Source organism: Streptomyces sp. NPDC051664 (genome assembly GCF_044453545.1).
Taxonomy (GTDB): domain Bacteria; phylum Actinomycetota; class Actinomycetes; order Streptomycetales; family Streptomycetaceae; genus Streptomyces.
This window is the reverse complement of the sequence record NZ_JBITCU010000002.1, coordinates 87,654-106,467: the sequence shown is the minus strand read 5'-3', so window position 1 is coordinate 106,467 and position 18,814 is coordinate 87,654. Positions and strand designations below refer to the sequence as shown.

At 67.2% G+C, this 18,814-nt stretch carries 18 protein-coding genes and 4 pseudogenes; 8 read left to right on the top strand and 14 right to left on the bottom strand.

Annotated features, from left to right (window positions below):
• Positions 1-39 precede the first annotated feature (39 nt).
• Entirely contained in the window at positions 40-1,038 is a 999-nt protein-coding gene (gap, locus tag ACIA8E_RS03755) for a type I glyceraldehyde-3-phosphate dehydrogenase (protein WP_399294049.1), read from the top strand.
• Positions 1,039-1,427: 389 nt separating this feature from the next.
• On the opposite strand, the gene ACIA8E_RS03750 is transcribed toward gap, so the two are convergent.
• Entirely contained in the window at positions 1,428-2,645 is a 1,218-nt protein-coding gene (locus ACIA8E_RS03750; RefSeq protein WP_399294046.1) for an erythromycin esterase family protein, read from the bottom strand.
• A 58-nt stretch (positions 2,646-2,703) separates the two neighbouring features.
• Between ACIA8E_RS03750 and ACIA8E_RS03745 the strand changes: the two genes are divergently transcribed.
• Positions 2,704-3,453 (top strand): TioE family transcriptional regulator, encoded by a 750-nt coding sequence (locus ACIA8E_RS03745; RefSeq protein WP_399294043.1) that lies wholly within the window; start codon positions 2,704-2,706, stop codon positions 3,451-3,453.
• Between the two features lie 96 nt (positions 3,454-3,549).
• On the opposite strand, the gene ACIA8E_RS03740 is transcribed toward ACIA8E_RS03745, so the two are convergent.
• The gene (locus tag ACIA8E_RS03740) at positions 3,550-4,848 is read right to left on the bottom strand and encodes an MFS transporter (protein ID WP_399294040.1); all 1,299 of its coding nucleotides are present in this window, start codon (positions 4,846-4,848) and stop codon (positions 3,550-3,552) included.
• Positions 4,849-4,961: 113 nt separating this feature from the next.
• Between ACIA8E_RS03740 and ACIA8E_RS03735 the strand changes: the two are divergent.
• A pseudogene (locus ACIA8E_RS03735) lies at positions 4,962-5,171 on the top strand (hypothetical protein); the annotation flags it as partial.
• Positions 5,172-5,455: 284 nt separating this feature from the next.
• Here ACIA8E_RS03735 and ACIA8E_RS03730 read toward each other — a convergent pair.
• Positions 5,456-6,088 carry a helix-turn-helix domain-containing protein gene (locus ACIA8E_RS03730; RefSeq protein ID WP_399294037.1) on the bottom strand — a complete coding sequence of 211 codons (633 nt, stop codon included), beginning with the start codon at positions 6,086-6,088 and terminating at the stop codon, positions 5,456-5,458.
• A gap of 143 nt (positions 6,089-6,231) precedes the next feature.
• On the opposite strand from ACIA8E_RS03730, the gene ACIA8E_RS03725 reads away from it, so the two are divergent.
• Positions 6,232-7,227 (top strand): alpha/beta fold hydrolase, encoded by a 996-nt coding sequence (locus ACIA8E_RS03725; protein WP_399294034.1) that lies wholly within the window; start codon positions 6,232-6,234, stop codon positions 7,225-7,227.
• 87 nt (positions 7,228-7,314) lie between these two features.
• Here ACIA8E_RS03725 and ACIA8E_RS03720 read toward each other — a convergent pair.
• From ACIA8E_RS03720 to ACIA8E_RS03670, 11 genes and pseudogenes are all read right to left on the bottom strand, one after another.
• A pseudogene (locus ACIA8E_RS03720) lies at positions 7,315-7,726 on the bottom strand (Tn3 family transposase); the annotation flags it as partial.
• A 413-nt stretch (positions 7,727-8,139) separates the two neighbouring features.
• The gene (locus tag ACIA8E_RS03715) at positions 8,140-8,580 is read right to left on the bottom strand and encodes a hypothetical protein (protein ID WP_399294031.1); all 441 of its coding nucleotides are present in this window, start codon (positions 8,578-8,580) and stop codon (positions 8,140-8,142) included.
• 227 nt (positions 8,581-8,807) lie between these two features.
• Entirely contained in the window at positions 8,808-9,158 is a 351-nt protein-coding gene (locus ACIA8E_RS03710) for a hypothetical protein (RefSeq protein ID WP_399294028.1), read from the bottom strand.
• Between the two features lie 348 nt (positions 9,159-9,506).
• Positions 9,507-9,797 (bottom strand): hypothetical protein, encoded by a 291-nt coding sequence (locus ACIA8E_RS03705; RefSeq protein WP_399294025.1) that lies wholly within the window; start codon positions 9,795-9,797, stop codon positions 9,507-9,509.
• Between the two features lie 234 nt (positions 9,798-10,031).
• Entirely contained in the window at positions 10,032-10,439 is a 408-nt protein-coding gene (locus ACIA8E_RS03700) for an Imm50 family immunity protein (protein WP_399294022.1), read from the bottom strand.
• A complete protein-coding gene (locus ACIA8E_RS03695; protein ID WP_399294019.1) occupies positions 10,426-10,929 on the bottom strand; it encodes an Imm50 family immunity protein in 504 nt (167 codons plus the stop codon). The genes ACIA8E_RS03700 and ACIA8E_RS03695 overlap by 14 nt, the downstream gene beginning before the upstream one ends.
• Before the next feature lie 241 nt (positions 10,930-11,170).
• Positions 11,171-11,587, bottom strand: coding sequence for a hypothetical protein (locus tag ACIA8E_RS03690; RefSeq protein WP_399294016.1), 417 nt, complete (start codon positions 11,585-11,587; stop codon positions 11,171-11,173).
• A gap of 131 nt (positions 11,588-11,718) precedes the next feature.
• Positions 11,719-12,609, bottom strand: a complete 891-nt coding sequence (locus ACIA8E_RS03685; RefSeq protein WP_399295038.1) for a putative T7SS-secreted protein — start codon at positions 12,607-12,609, stop codon at positions 11,719-11,721.
• A 30-nt stretch (positions 12,610-12,639) separates the two neighbouring features.
• Positions 12,640-13,062 (bottom strand): annotated as a pseudogene (locus ACIA8E_RS03680) (SseB family protein); the annotation flags it as partial.
• Between the two features lie 225 nt (positions 13,063-13,287).
• Positions 13,288-13,451, bottom strand: a pseudogene (locus ACIA8E_RS03675) (Uma2 family endonuclease); the annotation flags it as partial.
• Positions 13,452-13,471: 20 nt separating this feature from the next.
• Positions 13,472-13,936, bottom strand: coding sequence for an ATP-binding protein (locus ACIA8E_RS03670; RefSeq protein WP_399294013.1), 465 nt, complete (start codon positions 13,934-13,936; stop codon positions 13,472-13,474).
• Between the two features lie 160 nt (positions 13,937-14,096).
• Between ACIA8E_RS03670 and ACIA8E_RS03665 the strand changes: the two genes are divergently transcribed.
• The 4 genes from ACIA8E_RS03665 (at position 14,097) to ACIA8E_RS03650 (ending at position 18,781) form a co-directional block, all read left to right on the top strand.
• Positions 14,097-14,951, top strand: coding sequence for a Scr1 family TA system antitoxin-like transcriptional regulator (locus ACIA8E_RS03665; RefSeq protein ID WP_399294011.1), 855 nt, complete (start codon positions 14,097-14,099; stop codon positions 14,949-14,951).
• Positions 14,948-15,133 (top strand): DUF397 domain-containing protein, encoded by a 186-nt coding sequence (locus ACIA8E_RS03660; protein ID WP_399294008.1) that lies wholly within the window; start codon positions 14,948-14,950, stop codon positions 15,131-15,133. The genes ACIA8E_RS03665 and ACIA8E_RS03660 overlap by 4 nt, the downstream gene beginning before the upstream one ends.
• Before the next feature lie 243 nt (positions 15,134-15,376).
• Complete coding sequence (locus ACIA8E_RS03655; RefSeq protein ID WP_399295036.1) at positions 15,377-17,797, top strand: GTPase-associated protein 1-related protein; 2,421 nt, start codon at positions 15,377-15,379, stop codon at positions 17,795-17,797.
• A 216-nt stretch (positions 17,798-18,013) separates the two neighbouring features.
• Entirely contained in the window at positions 18,014-18,781 is a 768-nt protein-coding gene (locus ACIA8E_RS03650; protein ID WP_399294005.1) for an SDR family NAD(P)-dependent oxidoreductase, read from the top strand.
• Positions 18,782-18,814: the final 33 nt, after the last annotated feature.

Genomic DNA, 18,814 nt, shown 5'->3' with positions numbered 1-18,814 from the left:
CGCGAGCGAGCCTGGTGGCGAACCGAAGGGACATCACTTATGACTCGCATCGCCATCAACGGATTCGGCCGCATCGGACGCAACGTGCTGCGCGCGCTGCTCGAACGTGACAGCACCCTCGAGGTCGTCGCCGTCAACGACCTCACGGAGCCCGCCACCCTCGCACGGCTGCTCGCCTACGACACGACGGCCGGCCGGCTCGGTCGCCCGGTGACCGCCGACGGGGACGCCCTCGTTGTCGACGGCCGTCGCATCAAGGTGCTCGCCGAGCGTGAACCGGCGCAGCTGCCGTGGGCCGAACTCGGTGTCGACGTCGTCCTCGAAGCGACCGGCCGCTTCACGTCCGCCAAGGCCGCACGCGCCCACCTCGATGCGGGCGCGAAGAAGGTGCTGGTCAGTGCTCCGTCGGACGGTGCCGATGTCACGCTCGCATTCGGGGTCAACACCGACGTGTACGACCCGGCCGTGCACACGATCGTCTCCAACGCTTCGTGCACGACCAATGCGCTTGCACCGCTGGCCGCGGTACTCGACGAGCTCGCCGGGATCGAGCACGGCTTCATGACCACCGTGCACGCCTACACGCAGGAGCAGAATCTTCAGGACGGTCCGCACCGTGACGCCCGTCGCGCCCGGGCTGCAGCGGTCAACATCGTTCCGACCACGACGGGCGCCGCCAAGGCGATCGGTCTGGTCCTGCCGAACCTGGAAGGCAAGCTGTCGGGCGACTCGATCCGTGTGCCGGTTCCGGTGGGCTCGATCGTCGAGCTCAACACGACCGTCGCCCGTGACGTGACGCGCGAAGACGTGCTGGCGGCGTACCGCGCCGCGGCGGACGGGCCGCTCGCCGGCATCCTCGAGTACTCGGACTTCCCGCTCGTATCCTCCGACATTACGGGCAATCCGGCCTCGTCGATCTTCGACTCGGCCCTCACCCGGGTCGACGGCCGGCACGTGAAGGTGGTCGCCTGGTACGACAACGAGTGGGGCTTCTCGAACCGTGTGATCGACACACTCGAGCTGCTCGCCACCCGCTGACCGGAGCGTGTCCGGCCGCTGCGGGCCAGGAGCGCCTCGGTACCCGACAGGTCAAGACGCGCTCCACCCACGGACCTGCGCAGCGCCGCCCCGCCCTGGGGCCGGCTCCCGTGGGCGATGGGCAGGACCGGCCGACTGGACTCAAAGGGTTGCGACGACGGCACTCGTACCACTGGATTCGATGCCCTTCCAGCGCATGGGACGGAGCTAGAGGTTACGGCGCAAGCTAAGGGCTGTCCCGTGATCCCTGGTGGATCAGCGCGCGGCGTCGGATGCGGTGCATCGCAAGGCGGAGGGGCGTCCTCCTACTGGGCGTATTCGGGCGTTCCGACAACGCAGCGAGGTGCCGTAGCTGTCGTCGTGCGCCCGCCAGGGATTAGTGACAGCCCTTAGCTCTGCGGGACGTCCTTGACGAACACGATGCCGTCGCTGTCCGGCAGGTGGGCCGGGTCGAACGGGGCGTAGCCGAACCAGGGGGACACGCGGGGCGCGGGCCGCGTGTCGCCGAGGGCGGTGGCCAGCCGCGGGGCGTCGATGACGCAGCGGTCCTCCGGGAGCGCGTACAGGAGTCCTTCGACGGTGTCCGGCGGCGGCGTGTCCACTCCCTGGTGCCGGATCGTGCCGAGGGCCGTGGCCACGAAGGCGTACTCCTCGCCGAGTTGGGCGCTCACCAGCGCACCGGCGCTCCACCACTCCAGCGGCATCCCGCCCATCCGCATCGTGCTCTTCTCCCGCTGGAGATGGGAGTTGTGGGCGTGGACGAGTGCCGGGCCCCGAGCGGCGACGGCGAGGAGGTTGTGGGCCATCATCTGGTCCCGCACGCCCACCAGCCGGGTCATGCGGGCCGGTGAGGTGTCGGCCATCCAGTGGTGGTAGCGCAGCAGACCGAGGGCGGTGCGCCCGTACAGTCGCGCCCGGTCCCGGTCGTCCCGCGAGGTCACCGTGATCAGGTGCGGCGTCTGCGCGTCGAGCAGTGCCACCAGATCGTCGGCGAGCAGCCGCAGTCGGCCGGCCTCGGCCGACTGCCCCGTGGACCGGGACGGGTCCATCATCGCGGCAGGATCGGTCCACCGCTCTTCGGTGCCGAGCAGGCGGTCGAGTGTGCCCGCGGTGCATGGGAGCAGGTCCGCGTCCACCCGGGCCGCGAGGTAGTCGTGGAGTGCGGTGAAGGCCTGACGGGGGCTCGCGGCGTGGGTGATCTCCAGCGGGCCGTCGAAACCGGCGAAGCGGAGCCGCTCGGACACGGGCCGGCCGTCGTTGTCGGCGCGGACGTTGTAGGCGCGCATCCAGCGCACGAGCTCGCGGTTGGCCGCGGAGATGCCCCAGCCGTGGCTGATTCCCCATTCCATGACCTCGTCGAGAGTGCCCGTGCCCGAGGTGACGTAGTCGTCCACGACCAGGCCCATCATGCAATCGCTCTCGATCGCGATCGTCCGGTAGTCCTCCTGCTCCACGAGCTGACGGAAGAGCTCGTTGCGCAGGTCGAGCAGTGCGTCCTCGCCGTGGGTGGGCTCGCCCAGGGCGAGCAGCAGTGGCCGGGCCGGGAGCAGCCTCATGACAGCGGCAGCCTCGACGGCATGGGCGGTGTCCTTGATGTCGGTAGCCATGGCTTCAACGGTATCGTTGAACCTCCGGTTGAAACTTCTCCGCGATATCGTCGGCTTCATGGGGAGAAACCTTCAAAGCAGTGGTCGGCTCAGGCCGGTTGATCTGGCGCGCGGGCACGGTCTGTCCACGCAGGCGATCAGGAACTACGAAGGGGCCGGCATCCTTCCGGCCGCCGGTCGCACACCCCACGGCTACCGCACCTATACCTCGCTGCACGCGAGAGCCCTGCGCGTGTTTCTTGCCCTGGTGCCCGGCCACGGCCACCGGACAGCGACGTCGATCATGCGGGCCGTGAACCAGGGCGCGGTGGATGGGGCGTTCCGCCTCATCGACGAGAGCCACGCCCAGCTCCTCGACGACCGGCAGACCCTCCAGGCCGTGGAGAGCGCCCTCCGCGACCTGGAGCCCACCACGGCGCCCGAGCCCGGTGTGGGGTCCGAGCCGGCCGCGGTGTCCGGGCCCGGCGGCACGTTCATCGGGCCGCTGGCGGACAAGCTCGGAATCCGGCCCGCGACACTGCGCAAATGGGAGCGCGCCGGGCTGATGCGCCCGCACCGCGACCCGCGGACCGGGTACCGCGTCTACGACGAGGCCGACGTACGGGACGCCCGGCTGGCCCACCAACTCAGGCGGGGCGGCTACCTGCTGGAGCAGATCGCCCCGCTGATCGCCCAGGTACGGGCGGCCGGCGGGCTGGAGCCGCTGGAGGCCGCACTGCGCGACTGGCACGGCCGGCTGTCCGCCCGCGGGCGGGCGATGCTGACCGGGGCCGCAGAGCTGGAGGCGTACCTCCGCGAGCGCGGATGAGACTTCGGTCGCCGGCCGAGGAGCCGGCGAGCAGGGCGATCCGGCTCCTCGGCCATGCCGTTTTCGTAGGCCTCGGCGACGACCCCGCGCTCACCGTCAACTCGTGACAGCGGGGGCAGGCGCGGGTTGGGGAACATCGCGCATGTGGCGGAGTGGGGAGAAGAACACGAACCAGCCGGCCGCCCAGGAGCCGATGAACGCCAGCCAGAGTGTGGGCCGTATGCCGATCAGCGTGCCGAGTACTCCGCCGAGGATGCCGCCGAGCGGCAACGTGCCCCACACGATCCAGCGGACGGCCGCGTTCATCCGGCCCATCAGCTCCGGCGGTGTCACCGACTGCCGGTAGCTGAGCTGTGCGACGTTGTAGACCATCGCGGCGAAGTACGCGATGCCCCAGCCCAGCGGGAACAGCAGCACTCCCCGGCCTCGCCAAGCGGCCGCCGCGATGACCTGCGGCGCGCTGAGGACCAGTATCGACACCCAGATGATCCGCGCCGAGCCGATCTTCTTGGCGAGCCGGCCGGCGAACGCGCCCCCGGCCATCCCGCCGATGGCCGCGCCCGCCACGATCAGCCCGGTCAGCGCGGGGCGCACGTGCAGCGCCCGTACGAGGAAGACCATCGCCAGCGCCGAGCTCATCCCGGAGAACAGATTCGCCGTGCCCGTGCACGCCACGACCCTCCGCAGGATCCGGTGCCCGACGACGAACCTCAGCCCCTCGGCGATCCGGCGCCGCAGCGGCTCGTCCGCCGTCCGCGCCGGTGGCGGCTCCTCCCGCTTCCTGATCCCGAGGATCGACAGCACCGAGATCGCGTAGGAGACCGCGTCGGCCGTCATCGCCCCCGCCGCGCCGAACACCCCGACCAGTCCACCGCCCAGGCTCGGTCCTCCGAACTGCGCGAACGCCTGGGTCGTCCCGAGCTTGCCGTTGGCGGCCATCAGCTCCTCGGTGCGGATCAGCGACGGCACATAACTCTGGTAAGAGACGTCGAAGAACACCGTGCACACACCCGCGGCCACCGCGACCACGTACAGCTGAGCCATCGTCAGGACGCCGAACGCCGCCGCCACCGGGACCGAGCCTACGATCACCAGGCGGAGAACATTGCAGACGATCATGATGGAACGCTTGGCGCCACGGTCCACCAGCGCACCCGCGGGCAGCGCGATCAGCGCGAACGCCGCCGTGGTGGCGGCGGTCAGGAGCCCGACCTCGAGCGTGCTCGCCTTGAGCGCGACGACCGCGAGCAGCGGCAGCGCGATCTGGGTGACCGCCGAGCCCATCTCGCTGACCGTCTGGCCGCTCCACAGCAGCATGAAATCTCGCTGACGCCACAGGCCCGGACCGTCGAGTTCCGGCTCGGCATCCTGTAGATCCTTCGCTACTTCCGTCACAGCTCCAACTCCGCTCCCAGATCCACGGCCCGGACCATGCCGCTGACCACCAACACGCCGACACCGTGCTCCCGGTTCTCACCGGCATCTCCCGGCGTCTCGATCGAGAACCGATGCCGGCACTCACCGACACCCGCTCCCTGCCTTCAGGTTCTGGCTCAACTTCCATGGGCGGCACGCCGAGTGACGGTTCACGGTCGCTGAACATGGTCGGCGAGCTGCGCGTCCGCGGTATCGGCTTCTGCCCGCTGCACGAGAGCCTGGACACCACCCCTGGCGGCCGGCTCGTCTTCCACGTCTTCGCCACGCTCGCCGAGTTCATCCGCGGGCTGATCGTTTCCGGCACCCGCGAGGGACTGGACACCGCCCGTGTCCGTGGCCGGGTCGCCGGCCGGCCCACCCGTCGCCACCCCCGAGAGCATCCGGGCCGCCCGGGACATGCTCCCCGACCCCGAGAACGCGATCACCTCGCCAGGCTCCTCGGCTCAGTCCCGGCACCCACTACAACCACATCCCCGACCTGCAGGAACTCCGCGCCTCCGGCCGTGCCCGGAGCAGCTCACTTCAAGCTGACCGCTACCGCCGAAATCCGGTCCGATCCTCTGCCTCACCTACTCGCACCCGGTTCCGGTCGGCCTGGTGCGATGGCGTCGACGTCGGTGTGCGGTCGCAGGCGTTCACCCTGGGGCCCGAACATGACCAGGTATTCGACCGGTCCGTCAGGTCCGGCGTTCGCGACTCCGTGAGGGGTGCGGGTGTCGAATTCGACGACTTCCCCGGCGGTGAGGACGAGGTCGCGTTCGCCGAGGGCCAGCCATAGCCGTCCGTACAGCACGCACAGCCATTCGTACCCTTCGTGGGACACCTGCCGCGGCCGCAGGGGCTGCTCGCCGGTGGCGGGCAGGACGTGCTTGTGGGCGTGCAGCCCGCCGACGTACCGGGTCAGCGGCAAGACCGTCTTGTCCTCCCCCGGCCGCCGCGCCGCGGAGGTACGCGCTACGGCCGACGTGGCGGGTGCGGTGCCGGCCAGTTCGTCCAGCGAGACGCCGTACGCCTTCGCCAGATGCAGCAGCGCCTCCAAGGTCGGCTTGCGCCGGCCGGTCTCGATCCGCGACAGCGTGCTCAGGGAGATGCCGGTCGCACGGCTGACGCCGGTGAGCGTGGCACCGTGCCGCTCGCGCACGGCCCGCAGCCGGGGGCCCACCGTCGCCAGCGTGTCGGCTGTGCCGTCGTCCGTCATCGTCGCCCCGCTCCTTCCAGCCGGGCCGCGTCCACCGCCCTGTCCTGCAAGTTTGCCCGAATGGCAAGGAGAGTCGCGTCTCTCGGCCGCCGCACCGCATGATCGGTGCGTAACCGCGGCCGCCCGTGAACCGAGGAGAAGCGATGCACCAGCCCACGCCGTCCGCCGACCTGCGCCACCGCACCATCGAGGCACCCGCCGGGCGGCTGCACCTGGTCGAGCAGGGCACCGGGCCGCTGGTCGTGCTCGTCCACGGCTTCCCCGAGTCCTGGTACTCCTGGCGCCGGCAGCTCCCGGTACTCGCTGCGGCGGGGTACCGGGCCGTCGCTCTCGACGTGCGCGGCTACGGCCGCTCCTCCAAGCCGGCCGCGACGGACGCGTACCGGATGCTCGCCCTGGTCGAGGACAACGTCGCGCTCGTGCGCGCCCTGGGTGAGGAGACAGCGGTGATCATCGGGCACGACTGGGGCTCGAACATCGCGGCGACCTCAGCCCTGCTCCACTCCGAGGTCTTCCGTGCCGTCGGGCTGCTGAGCGTCCCCTACGCCCCGCCCGGCGGGCCCCGCCCCACCGACGTCTTCGCGCAGATGGGCGGCGCCCAGGAGTTCTACGTCTCGTACTTCCAGGAGCCCGGCCGTGCCGAGGCCGAGATCGAGCCCGACGTCCGGGGTTGGCTCGCGGGCTTCTACGCGGCCCTGTCCGCCGACACCATGCCGACGCAGGCCGAGTCCGACCCGCACTTCGTGAACCGCACCGGCGGACAGCTGCGCGACCGCTTCCCCGGCGGCCGACTGCCCTCCTGGCTGACCGAGGGCGACCTCGACGTGTACGCCGGGGAATTCGAGCGCACCGGCATGACCGGGGCACTCAACCGCTACCGCAACATGGACCGCGACTGGGAAGACCTCGCCCCGTACAGCGGCGCCCCCGTCAAGCAGCCCTCCCTGTTCATCGGCGGCGGCCTGGACGCCTCCACGACCTGGATGGCCGACGCGATCAACGCCTACCCGGCAACACTCCCCGGCCTGTCCGACTCGCACATCCTCGACGGCTGCGGCCACTGGCTCCAGCAGGAACGCCCCGACGAGGTCAACCGCCTCCTGATCGGCTGGCTCGATTCCCTGCACCCCACCGCATGACCCGCCCCCGCCCCCGAGGTGGCGTCTTCTTCCGTCGTGACTTCCTGCCGCCGCCACGGCTCACGGAGCGGGCGGCCCGGACGCTGATCAGCGCCCCTGGCCGGCTTCTGGTGCCAGGCGCTCCCCGTCGTCGTCCTCGTTCAGACCGGCCGTGTCCCGGTCGCGCAGGGGCCGCAGCTGCCCGCCGACGGGGACGGAGTCACGGAAGGTGTGGCGGCCGAGCACGTTCAGGTTGGCGTGGCGCAGCGGGGAGAGCCGGGCGACATCCTCCTTCCAGGAGCTGGTGCTCGCTCTGATCGGCGGGCAGCGCACGCAGCTGCTCGACGGCGGCGTCCAGGTGGCGGGTGGTCCACAGCACCGAGGCGTTCAGGACCGGTCCGAGAGCTCCGAGCTGGTCCTCCTGGCCCTCGCGGTACGCCTGCATGATCTGCCCGCGCCTGCCGTGGGAGACGTCGCGGGCGGGCTTGTGCCGCGACTCCACTGTCCGGGCAACGTTGAGCCTGACGAATGCGGAGGAGGGCGGACGTCGAACCGCCTCTTCCGGGGACGGTCGGCTCAGGCCGATGTGTGACATCGGCAACCGCACCGCCCACGGAGAACGAGGGGCTGACCATCGCAAGGCTGGAGCTTCCGGGCCGCCGTACCTCGATCGGTGGTCGACTTCGTCACCGCGCGTCGATCTCCCGGGCGGGTGGCTGGCCTTCTCTCAGTAGTTCGGTCAGCAGGCTCTCCACGCCGTCCTGGTAGCGCTGGTACAACTGCCCATTCGTGCCGTGGGAGATCTTCCGCGCGAGGGAGTGGCGGCCGTTAACCCCTCGTTGAGCGCCGCAAGTCCCTTTCTTGCCCCGATGATCGGGGCGTGCTGCCGAAATCCTTTCGGCGGACGACAATCATTCAGCCCGGTCGCGCATGTCACGAAAAATGGTGTGTAACGATCCAGTCCTCTTCGTCTTCGATCGATACTGCGCAGAGTTCTTTTCCATCCAACGAGACCGCAATGAATTCACGATACCCGGTGGCCATCTCCACCCGGGAGGGGAGTCTTTCATTGACGAGATCCTTTACTTGAATCCACCCTCGGGCTTCACTATTTGGATCCGAGAGTCGAAGGAGGAGCTTCCCGTCATCGTCATACAGACGGATCCTATTTGCCTGTTCGTGCCAGTGTCGATCGACTTGGCCCTCAACAGCTGAGACTGACTGAGGAATTGAAACTGTCGCTTGGACGTAGAAACCGGTCACCGCGAGGATGGCAGACAAGCGGGGAGGTGCAGTCGCCGGAATTTCCCCCTCAATAACCAGCATTCCTTGCTTCTTCAAAGCAGCACGAATGTCGCTGCCACCAGGATTCATGCCCACAGCCCCTCTCGCATCGTTTGCGATTACCCGCCAGCGACAGGTTTCACGGATTCCAGGGCGGTCATGATTTAGCCTCCCCGTAGGGTATTCGGCCGAAGCCGAATGTCGGGAATTTTTCATCCCAATATTTCTTTGGTGGCTACTCAGGTCTTTGATTACACACTCACCGACGAGAGACTCCAGCCATTTCCAGCAAAAGAGGGAAGGGGACAGCAAGCAGATCAAGAGAAGAGTGAATTATCGGTAATGCTCACTTCGGGAAAGATGCACACCCTGAGCTCACCAGCAGTGTCCTGCGTTTCGAATTCAGTCACAAGCTGCGTCTCTCCACCCTCTTCAACTATACGCAAAAGCGTCGCACCCTCCCTGAACAGTTTCAATATATCCCTGCCCGTTGAGGTACACCAGGAAACGCTGACCGACTGGCCGACCGAGTCGAACGAGAAGGTCAGGTCTTCGCTAGTGACGTCGAACAACTTCAAGGTCCATTGAGTGTCGCCGGTAATCTCAGGCTCCACCCCCAAGGCGTTGACGAAGTCCCGAGGGTCCGGAGTAACGAATTCTTTCTGCACGAAATTCCCTTGAAGGAGATGTGATTATCTGCCGCAGATCACCGCAGAAAGCCCGAGGACCCCGTTTGGCATCATCTGCCAAACGCTTTCTACGCCAAATAGAACTGAACGACCGTGTCCGCTTCCACCTCGTCACCCAGGGCGCGGCCGGTGTGACCGTGATCAACACCGCGTCGCGGCCACGCATGCGGTGGCGGGAGAGAATTCAATCGTCCACTCGCCCCGTGAGACCAAGCCCACCTGCATATTAGTGACAGAAACGGCTCGTGCCTGAAACTCAAGGAAGGTGTCTACGGAAACGATCGTCACCGAGAGATGGCGTGAAGCGCAGGCCCCTTGCCCCTACTCTCATTCCGGGACAGCGGAAAGAATGGATCCTCTTTCAAGCATTGATACAGACTCGGCAGAAAGGTAGACTTTTGCGGCGTGAGGAGGGTCGAAGAAGTCGATGAACCTACCGTACCGCTCTATTTTCGTCAGAGTATACCGAGGACTCGGGCTTGCGAATTCAGAAATGCCTTCAACGGTAAAGATCTGCCCCACGCGCACGACGCCGCCCACGCACCGGGCTACGTAAATTCCACCCAGAGCATCGACTTCCTCTTCGGAGTAAATCTGCAGCCGATTAGAATCCGCCACGCCTGCACGCCTCCTTGAGGAAGTGCGATATCTGGTCCGATGAAAACTTCGAGACATCCCATCCGAGCACATCACTGATCCCCTCATAGCGATTCAACCCAGGGCATGGATTCCCAAATCGCTAGACCACATGATTGCAGGGCGCTTAGCCAGTCCACGCGCGGTCCATGCCACCGTGATCAACACCGCGTAGTGGTCACCGACGTGCGGTGGCGGGGTAGAGAAATCATTCGCCTACTCACCCCGTGAGACCAAGCCCATCCGCATATTAGTGACAGAAACGGCCCGTGCCTGAAACTCAAGGAAGGTACCTACGGAAACGATCGTCACCGAGAGATTCCCGGTGGCGCTGCGTGAATAGGTAATTTCTTTTTGGGCGGGCGCACCCCACCCCTTGACGGTGAATTCCTGAACGTCGAAGAATGTCAGGTAGAACTCGAACGAATTGACGTCGCTGGGATCCCAATCGAGCCCGTGGCGCACAGGGGTCTGATCCGTTTGGAATCCTAGAGTGATGCTGGTACCGCGCTCATCCACAAGAACATGGAACAGATCGCTTGAGCTCAGATCCGGTTCACTGTCATACAATTCCTGGATTACTTGTGGGTTATCCACGAATTCCAACCAACTAGATGCGCTCATAGTACGTCCCTTCGCAGACGTCAGGGAGCGAATCAAATCGGCGCGAATCGAGCGGCCTGAGAAAGCTACGATCACCCCCGTCGAATCCATCAGCAGAGGTAGTGAACGCGCCGATGTGTCCGATGATGATGGAGTCGCTACTAATGAAGGAAGATTTTATTTCGGTTCCCTCAATTTCTACAAGGATTCGATGATCTTCCACGGGGGAGATCGCAATATCTGCTTGTACGGGCGGAATCCAGCCATTTATTGAAATATCACTGACGGCCAAAAATTGCAGATGGAGTTGCACTGCGTCGTGGCCTTTTGTCAGCCAATTAGCCGGCGCCTTCTCTGGGAAGGCGGGCAGATCGATTCGCAATGTCAAAGCGGGGCCCCGCCAGTTGAGGTGGATTGATCTCAGCCTGACGGCGCGAAGTGGTGGAATTATTGAGTAAAGCGAAGAGAGTGGAGAGGGGTTGCGCAAGAGGCTAACCCAGGGACTTGACATAGCAATAGTGTTCCTCTGCACCAGGAATCTGGCGGTCGATCTGTTCGGTGGCTTCAGATCATGACTCTTGGATCGTGACATTCGGCTGCGCATCGACGCCTGCCACGGCACGGATGGCCATCAGAGGGGATGGAGCCGACGAAGGGGCCTTTCTTTCGAGAATCGCTGGACCGCATAATTGAAGGGAGATTCGCCAGTCCCGAGCCCGACTGTCGGGCATCGAATTGCATCCTTTTTTATGTCATTCAGAGGAACCAGATTTCGGGATCGTACGAAATCGGCTCTCCAGGCGGTGAACAATGCCTTCGAGATCGGCGAGAGCGTTCACGCAAAACTCTTGGTCTTCCACGGCGATTTCATACATGATCTCATGGAATTTTCCATTACCTCTGCTTTCGACTTCGCTAACGAGGCGAGAAGGTGTTAGATACCAATTTCTTTCGGATGTGACAAATGCCCAGTCAACTCGCGTTCGCGTGGCATCCACTTCGGTTTGAATTACCCCCTCGACCCCTTCCTGTGGAGATCTGAAACGCCATCCGAGAAACGGGAGCTGTTGGTATCCGTAGAGCGGGTGCCGCTCTGAGGTGAGTTTGAACCAGGCGAGCTCACCGAGCTCGCTGAGAACCTGCATGGAGCGCCGTGCCAGTGATGGCATTCCAGTTCCAATCCTGAGCTAATTTCACCAGAGAGGGCCCGAGTATCCACCATCTGAAATGACAATCTTTTTTCCTGGATTCGTAAGCCGAATTGCGCGCTCGTAATCTCCACAGGAGATTGGGGTGTTGCTCATTTGCGGAAGACCAGCGGCAGCGCGCCCGGCAGGGCTATGTCCGTCTGCGGCAGATACATCGTGCCGGTGGCGAGGTCGACCGGGTCCGTCGGGTCCGTCTCCACACCCTTGTCGGGTTTCGAGGACTTGGCAGGGTCGTGAACACCTCTTCGGGCAGCGGATTCGGCACCTTCCTTGACGCCGTCCTTCAGCCCCGCACGGAGGAACGACTTGAACCCTCCGGCGCCCTTGGTGGTGAGGAGTTCGGGTACCAGCCGGCCGAGGAACTCGCTGGGATCCCCCTTGGCGGACTCCCACGCGCCCTTCAGAGCGCGGTCGGGGTGGGCTGCGGTGGAGGCCAGTCCGGCGAGGGTCATGTTGACGCTCTTGTAGTACTCGGCCGGGTGGGAGACGTTGTACGGGTCGAGCGGGTAAATCGAGCGGACGAAGTTCGTGATGCCGACGGTGCCCTTCACGATGCCGCCGCCGAAGTGCATGAGCTCCACACCCTGACCGGTGCCGTAGTCCGCCAGGTCGAACTTCGCCCGGTCCGTCGCGGAGGGCTCCGCCGGTGCATGGGCGAGGGCCGCCGAGACCGCCCTCTGCGCCGCGCCGGCCGCCTCGTCGCGCTGGCTGCGGGCATCCGCCAGGATCTCCTGCGCGCGATCCCGCTGGGCCGTGCCCGGGTCCACGAACGCGCCCGGCTCAGGAAGCGGGTCCTTGCTGTCGTACGCGTCCTTGTAGGCGTCGACCTCCTTGTTGTACGCGGTGGCCGCCGACTTCGACGTCTCGTTGCCCTGCTTGTAGAGGGCGATCGCCTCCTGCGCCTTGCCCTGCGCCCAGGTCACAGTCGTGGCATACGCCTCCAGGGCCCTGGCCGCGTCGTCGAAGGCGTCCGCGGCCCGCATCCAGTCGGTGGGGAGTGTCGTGAACTTCTCCACAATCCCGGCCACGGGCGGGAACAGCATCCCGTCCGTACTGCCCGCGTCCAGTGCCACCCCGGCCGGCCCCGGCAGCAGCGGCACCATCACGTCCAGCAGTCGCGCGCCCAAAATCGTCCGGTACGTCCACTCCCGATCGGCGGCGCCCTGTGCGCGGGCAAATCCGGCCAGTGCTTGCTCGTCGGAGAACGCGCAGATCCACCGCACGCCGTTGTGGTCGGCCGACCACAGACTCCCGGAGGCATCGAGGGGAACCAACACCGACGTACGCCGGAACTCGCCCAGCAGCACCGCGAACTCTCTGCGAGCGTCAACACCTGACGCCTCGTCCGCTACCCACGAAACCGGTGTCGGGGCCGCCAAGTCGGCCAGACGAAGCGGTCGTTGCTGCCCCGGCATTCCATCCCCACCCATGGTCATGGGGGAGATCATCACACAGTCCAATTTACAGCTGCAATGTGAGGTGACGTACAGACCGAATGCAGTGGCTGTGACCGTGACCCTCTCCGCGATACCTGGTCCCGAGAACTCGGTTCGCCCTGCCCGGACACATGGTGATCGGGACTCGTACCGACAGGCCCGGTGCTCAAGGCCTGAAGCTAACGCCCATGGCGTGCTCGGGTCACCGCCCCTGGACCTCTACGCTCACAACTCGCCGGTATCCCGGTCCAGATCGACCGGCCCCGGAAGGTGCAACACGGTCCCGAACGGATGCGGTCCGTCCACCCGTGTGTAGCCCAGCCGTCCGGGCCGGCAAACAGGGTGACGCTCTGTTCCACCCGGTCGACCAGCAGGTACAGCGGCGCCCCGGTGAGAGCGGTCACCGCAATCAGTACAGCAGGTCCAGCTCGGCGCGGACCGTCTTGCCCGGCTGTACGTGGTCCAGCACCGCCCACCGGTCGGCCAGCGCCTCGACCAGGATCAACCCGTGCCCGCTGCCGGAACCGGGCGGTGGCGCCACCAGCTCCCCCGGCCCCGGCGGGCGCCGCTCGCCCCGGGTGTCCGTGACCTCGATCCGCAGGACGCCGAGCGTGCGCACGTCGCCCGGCGCATGGACGATCCTCAACTCGAAGTCCCGCCCCGGCACCCGGCCGTGCGTCACCGCGTTCGCCGCCAGTTCGGCGACGATCAGCGCGGCGGCCTCGGACGCGTCACCGCCGTACGGGACGCCCCAGTCGTTCAGTTGGTGCAGGGCAAGCTTTCTGGCGAGCCGGGCGCCGCGCGGCGTGGAGCTGAATCGCTGAACGAACACACGCACGGTGACGGCCAATTGAGGGGCGGAGGGTGCTTCCATGCGCCCACCGTGACGGACGTCAAACCCCTTCCACCAGCTAACGAACTCGTACGCTGAGTCACCGTACGAGTACAGCGGGTCGACAGTACGCGTAACAGTCAGTGACTATAGGTGAGTTACGGACCGGGGCAGGGCAGGCGGGCACGGGAGGTGGCCGGACATGACGGACGGCGCGGGTGGCACGGGCGGCACGACGGGTGCGGACGGGGAGCCGGAGCCTTCGGACGGTCTGAAGGCGTTCGGCGAGGTGATCAAGGTCTTCCGTAAGCGGGCGCGGCTCACGCAGGAGGAGTTCGCCCCCAGGGTGCGGTACTCGGTGCCGACGGTCGCCTCGATCGAACAGGGGCGCCGGTTCCCACCGCCCGCGTTCGTGGACCGGGCGGAGGAGGTACTGGATGCGTTCGGCGTGATCAAGGCTGCGGCGAAGCACTTGTCGCGGCAGCGGGGTCTGGCGAGCTGGTTCCGGCATTGGGCGCAGCTGGAACAGATTGCGACCAGCCTGGGCACCTATGAATGCCGAGTGATCCCAGGCCTGTTGCAGCCGGAGTCGTACGCCCGGGCGGTGACCGCGAGCGTCCCACCGGTCAAGGATGAGGAGCAGGTCGACCATCAAGTAGCAGCTCGGCTGCGGCGACAAGAACTGTTCCAGCGCAAGCCGCCCATCGCCTTCAGCTTCATCATCGAACAAGCACTAATTGAGCGCGGCACCGGCGGTGTCGCAGTGACTCGGGAACTCATCGACCATCTGCTGAAGCAAGCCACACGGTTCAACATCGAACTGCAGATCATGCCGTTGCTGCAGCCGGACCACGCAGGATTTGACGGACCGCTGCAGGTACTTGAGACCGAGGACAACAAGTGGTTCGGCTACGCAGAGGGACAGCGTGGTGGAATGCTGATCTCCGACCCAAAGGAGGTCAGCATCACGCTTCAGCGGTATGCGAAACTGCGCTCGCAGGCACTCACCCCCGTCGACTCCAGGAGCCTGCTCGAGCGAATGCGAGGAGCGCAATGAGTACATCCGAACTGGCCTGGTTCAAAAGCACCTACAGCGGCTCCGACGGCGACTCCTGCGTAGAGGTCGCCACCTGCCCCGACACCGTCCACGTCCGGGATTCCAAGATCGAAGAGGGCCCCCAGCTCACCCTCTCCCCCGCCTCCTGGACCGGCTTCGTCGCCTACGCCGCCCAAGCCTGAGGTTACGTACGACAGGTACCTCGTCCCGCTGGACCGACCGGCCCGGGATTGTTGCCCAGATCACGTTTCGGCAGCGTGCCTGCGGCCCCGCCGCACCTTGATAGCGTCGCTCCCGCGATTGCGGACCGTTCCCCGCCGGGGTCGTCGCCGCGCCCGTACGGCCGGTCCATGACGGACGGCCGACGAGGGCGGGGCGTGCTGACGCACGGGGACGTACGTGGCAAGGACGAAGAGGGCCGACGCATGAGCCTCGCGCAGTTGCACTACACCTCGGCCTCGGCAGAGGAAGACGGGGTCGGCGCGCGGTTCACGGCGGTGGGTGGCGGAATACCCACGCCGGTGCTGACCGAGGCGGAGCAGCTGCTCGGTTACGAGCCTCCGGCCGGGGCGCCGTACCATCCGACCGCTGCTGAACTCCGGTCGTTTCCGGAGACGTTCAGCTTCAGTGCGCTGTCCGACGGCAGCCATCTGCTGAGCCGCACCGTGGCAGTAGGGGGTTCCGGTGCCGGTCACTTCCACGCGCATGCGGTACATCTTCCGGCCGGCACGCGCCTTCCGGGCGACGCGCTCCCGATCACGGCGTGGCGGTCGCCGAACTGGGCATCGACCACGCCCGACGGCGGTACACCGGACCGCATATCGTCCCTCCCCGCCTCTGCCGCCTTCGGGCAGGAGGCTCTCAACGACTTCGCGGTCTCCCGCAGCCCCTGGCTGGCGGCGGTCTTCGCCGATCTGCGCAGGGTGAGCGAGAAACCGTCGTCGGCGCAGATCGTCCTCGCGGAGCGGCAGAGCGCGGACGTGGCCCGGTGGATCGCGCTGGCCGGGGCCGTACTCCCGCCGGAGGACGCGCAGCGGCTGACGTTCACCACGTACACCCGCCGCCCGGCGCACTCCCCGCACCAGGTGATCGGCGTACTGCCGGACGACGCGCACGAGCTGACCGGCCCGGGCTTCCGTGTGCACGCGTGCGCCGGCCGCGCTCCGGAGGGTCCGGTGGACGATGCCTGGGCGGAGACGGTGGCCCGGATCTGGCGCGGCCGCGCACCGGAACTGTTCCGGGCAGCTGCAGAGCTGCCCGGCGAACCCTTCGCCGCCGGACCACTCGCCTTCACCGCACTGCACGCGGGCATCGCGCTCGGCCCGGACGGGCGTGCCGCAGCCGCCGATTGGGCTGCCGAGAGGCCGTACGCGCTGGACGAACAGCAGGTGCACCGGCTGACCACCGCGCTCACGGCACCGGCCGACGACCGTACCGCCGGCGAGTCCGCTTCGGTGGCCCGGCTGCTGGCGGCGCTCGAAGGACGTGTCCCTGCCGGCGTAACGGCACCGCTCGCGGCACTGCTGGTGACGGAGGCGGTGCGGCGCAGCGACGCCGTGCTCGCGCTCCCGCCCCGCTCGGCGTTCGCCGAACCCGCCGCCGTCAAGGAGCTGGCCGAGGAGCTCGGTCCGGACCTGCTCGCCGAGCTCACCTCGGAAACGACGGAATCCACGGTCGGGGAGACCATCGGGCGCCAGGTGCAGTTGCTCCGGATCGCCCGGCTCCTCGACATGGATCTGACGGACCAACTTCCCTCGGTCGCCCGGCACATGGCCCGGACTCTGCTCGCAGCTCCGGAGCCGGGCAGCGGCCCCGCACTGCTCGACCTCCTGGACGAGCAGTTCGACGTCCGCACGGCGCTCCTCGGCGAACTCGACCAGCTCGCCCTGACCGCCCCCTCAGCCGCCGAAGAACTCCTCACCCGCGTCGCCCTCCCCTTCACCGGCGCGCAGGCACTGCCGCATCTACGGATGTGCGCAGAGGCACCCCGCGCGAAGGAGCAGGGCTCCGACCGCATCATGGCGCTGCACACGGTGCTGCGCGCCGCCGGGTTCTCGCCCTTCGCCGAGCCGCTGGTACTGCGTACCGCCGTCGGGCTGATCTGGGGCGATGCCACCCCGACGGCGGGCGAGGCGCGGCTCCTGCTCGGCGAGTCCGGCTCCGACTCCCACCGGACGGCCGGTACGTGGTCACACCTCGTCGCCGCGGCACTCTCCGCGCCCTCCGACGATGCGGAGGCCGCCGAACTCGCCCACGATCTGCTGCGCTGCTTCCCCCAGGAGATCGACGCGCGGGCCCGCGGTGCGCTGCGGCTGCTGGAGTTCGCCCGCGACGTCAGGTCCGGCGAGTCGCCGCCCGGCTGGCCCGACCGCGCAAAGGCTCTGCGCGCCCGCGCCGAGCCGGTGGAACCCACTGTGCTCGAGCACGCCTACGGCACCCTTGCCCACATCCTGCTCGCACCGGAACGCCCTGAGGCGGAGCTGTACGCATTCGTGCACAGCGACGACCCTGACCTGATCGCGGCCTACGGCAGGGCCGCCCGCCACGACACCGTCCTGGCGCGGCTGCGGGCCGAACCGGCTTACGTGGCCGACTGCTTCACCGTCTGGACCTCCCACCCGCACGCGGGCCAGGCCTGGAGCGAGACCCGGGCCGCGCTGCTGGAGGAGGTGCTGCGTCCAGTGGTGCACGACCTGTCCGGCAGCGAGATCGCGGCGGTGGAGAAGGCCGCCGAACGGACCGGCAGCAGCCGCACGGCGGAGGCGTTCCGGACCTGGCGCCGCCGGCCGGGCACCTTCGGCAGGCGCCTGGGAAGCCGGCTGGCGGCACGGGTGCGGCGGATCTAGCCGGGGCCCGGCCTCGTTGCGGATCCCCCCGGCCCACTCCTCGTCGTCCCCCCGTCGTCCTCGTCGGAGAGGTGCTGCTCGCCGGGGTTACCGGCTCGTCTTCAGCTGTCCGGTCACAAGTGGTGGTCGGCGGTTCGCCGTATCTGTGGGAGCTGATCGTGGAGCCCGGGTCCAATTCGGTTGGCAACAGCGCACCCATGCCGTGAACTTCAGCCCATGACCTATACAACTGAGACGCGACGCACGGCAATTGTCACCGGCGCGGCACGCGGCATCGGTGCCGCAGTGGCAAGGCAGCTGGCCCACGACGGCCTGGCGGTCGGCGTGATCGACCTGGACGAGGCGGACTGCGCGGGCACGGTGGACGCCATCAGGGGCGACGGCGGGTCGGCGGTGGCGGTCGCCGCCGATGTCGCGGACGAGGCCGCGGTGACCGCCGCCGTCGCCCGGGTCACCACCGAACTGGGTCCGCCGACGGTGCTGGTCAACAACGCCGGTGTCGGTCCCCGTGCCGACCTCGTGGAGATGACCACGGAGCAGTGGGACACGGTCCTGGGGATCAATCTGCGCGGCCCGTTCTTCGCCACCCGGGCCGTCACCCCACACATGATCGCGGCCGGCTGGGGGCGGATCGTCACCATGTCGAGCATCTCCGCGGTCGGCGACGCCGCCCGTGTCGACTACGCCAGCGCGAAGGCGGGTCTGCTCGGCTTCACCAAGTCGCTCGCCCTGCAGCTCGGCCGGCACGGCATCACGGCCAACGCCATCGCCCCGGGCTTCGTCGTGAGCGACATGACCAGGACCTCGGCCCGCCGACTGGGCCTCGGCTTCGAGGAGTTCCAGCGCAACGCGGCACAGTCCATTCCGGTCGGACGGGTGGGTCAGCCGGAGGACATCGCCCATACGGCGTCCTACCTTGCGAGCCCCGGGGCGGGGTTCGTCTCCGGCCAGGTCATCTATGTGGCAGGCGGTCCGGTGGACTGAGATCACCGTCCGGGCGGCCCTTGTCGAGGAGAG

Coding starts and splice junctions, on each gene's coding strand:
- gap (WP_399294049.1), top strand. CDS start 40: ATGACTCGCATCGCCATCAACGGATTCGGCCGCATCGGACGCAACGTG.
- ACIA8E_RS03750 (WP_399294046.1), bottom strand. CDS start 2,645: ATGGCTACCGACATCAAGGACACCGCCCATGCCGTCGAGGCTGCCGCT.
- ACIA8E_RS03745 (WP_399294043.1), top strand. CDS start 2,704: ATGGGGAGAAACCTTCAAAGCAGTGGTCGGCTCAGGCCGGTTGATCTG.
- ACIA8E_RS03730 (WP_399294037.1), bottom strand. CDS start 6,088: ATGACGGACGACGGCACAGCCGACACGCTGGCGACGGTGGGCCCCCGG.
- ACIA8E_RS03725 (WP_399294034.1), top strand. CDS start 6,232: ATGCACCAGCCCACGCCGTCCGCCGACCTGCGCCACCGCACCATCGAG.
- ACIA8E_RS03715 (WP_399294031.1), bottom strand. CDS start 8,580: ATGAATCCTGGTGGCAGCGACATTCGTGCTGCTTTGAAGAAGCAAGGA.
- ACIA8E_RS03700 (WP_399294022.1), bottom strand. CDS start 10,439: ATGAGCGCATCTAGTTGGTTGGAATTCGTGGATAACCCACAAGTAATC.
- ACIA8E_RS03695 (WP_399294019.1), bottom strand. CDS start 10,929: ATGTCAAGTCCCTGGGTTAGCCTCTTGCGCAACCCCTCTCCACTCTCT.
- ACIA8E_RS03690 (WP_399294016.1), bottom strand. CDS start 11,587: ATGCCATCACTGGCACGGCGCTCCATGCAGGTTCTCAGCGAGCTCGGT.
- ACIA8E_RS03685 (WP_399295038.1), bottom strand. CDS start 12,609: ATGCGGGCCGCGGACGCCTTCGACGACGCGGCCAGGGCCCTGGAGGCG.
- ACIA8E_RS03670 (WP_399294013.1), bottom strand. CDS start 13,936: ATGGAAGCACCCTCCGCCCCTCAATTGGCCGTCACCGTGCGTGTGTTC.
- ACIA8E_RS03665 (WP_399294011.1), top strand. CDS start 14,097: ATGACGGACGGCGCGGGTGGCACGGGCGGCACGACGGGTGCGGACGGG.
- ACIA8E_RS03660 (WP_399294008.1), top strand. CDS start 14,948: ATGAGTACATCCGAACTGGCCTGGTTCAAAAGCACCTACAGCGGCTCC.
- ACIA8E_RS03655 (WP_399295036.1), top strand. CDS start 15,377: ATGAGCCTCGCGCAGTTGCACTACACCTCGGCCTCGGCAGAGGAAGAC.
- ACIA8E_RS03650 (WP_399294005.1), top strand. CDS start 18,014: ATGACCTATACAACTGAGACGCGACGCACGGCAATTGTCACCGGCGCG.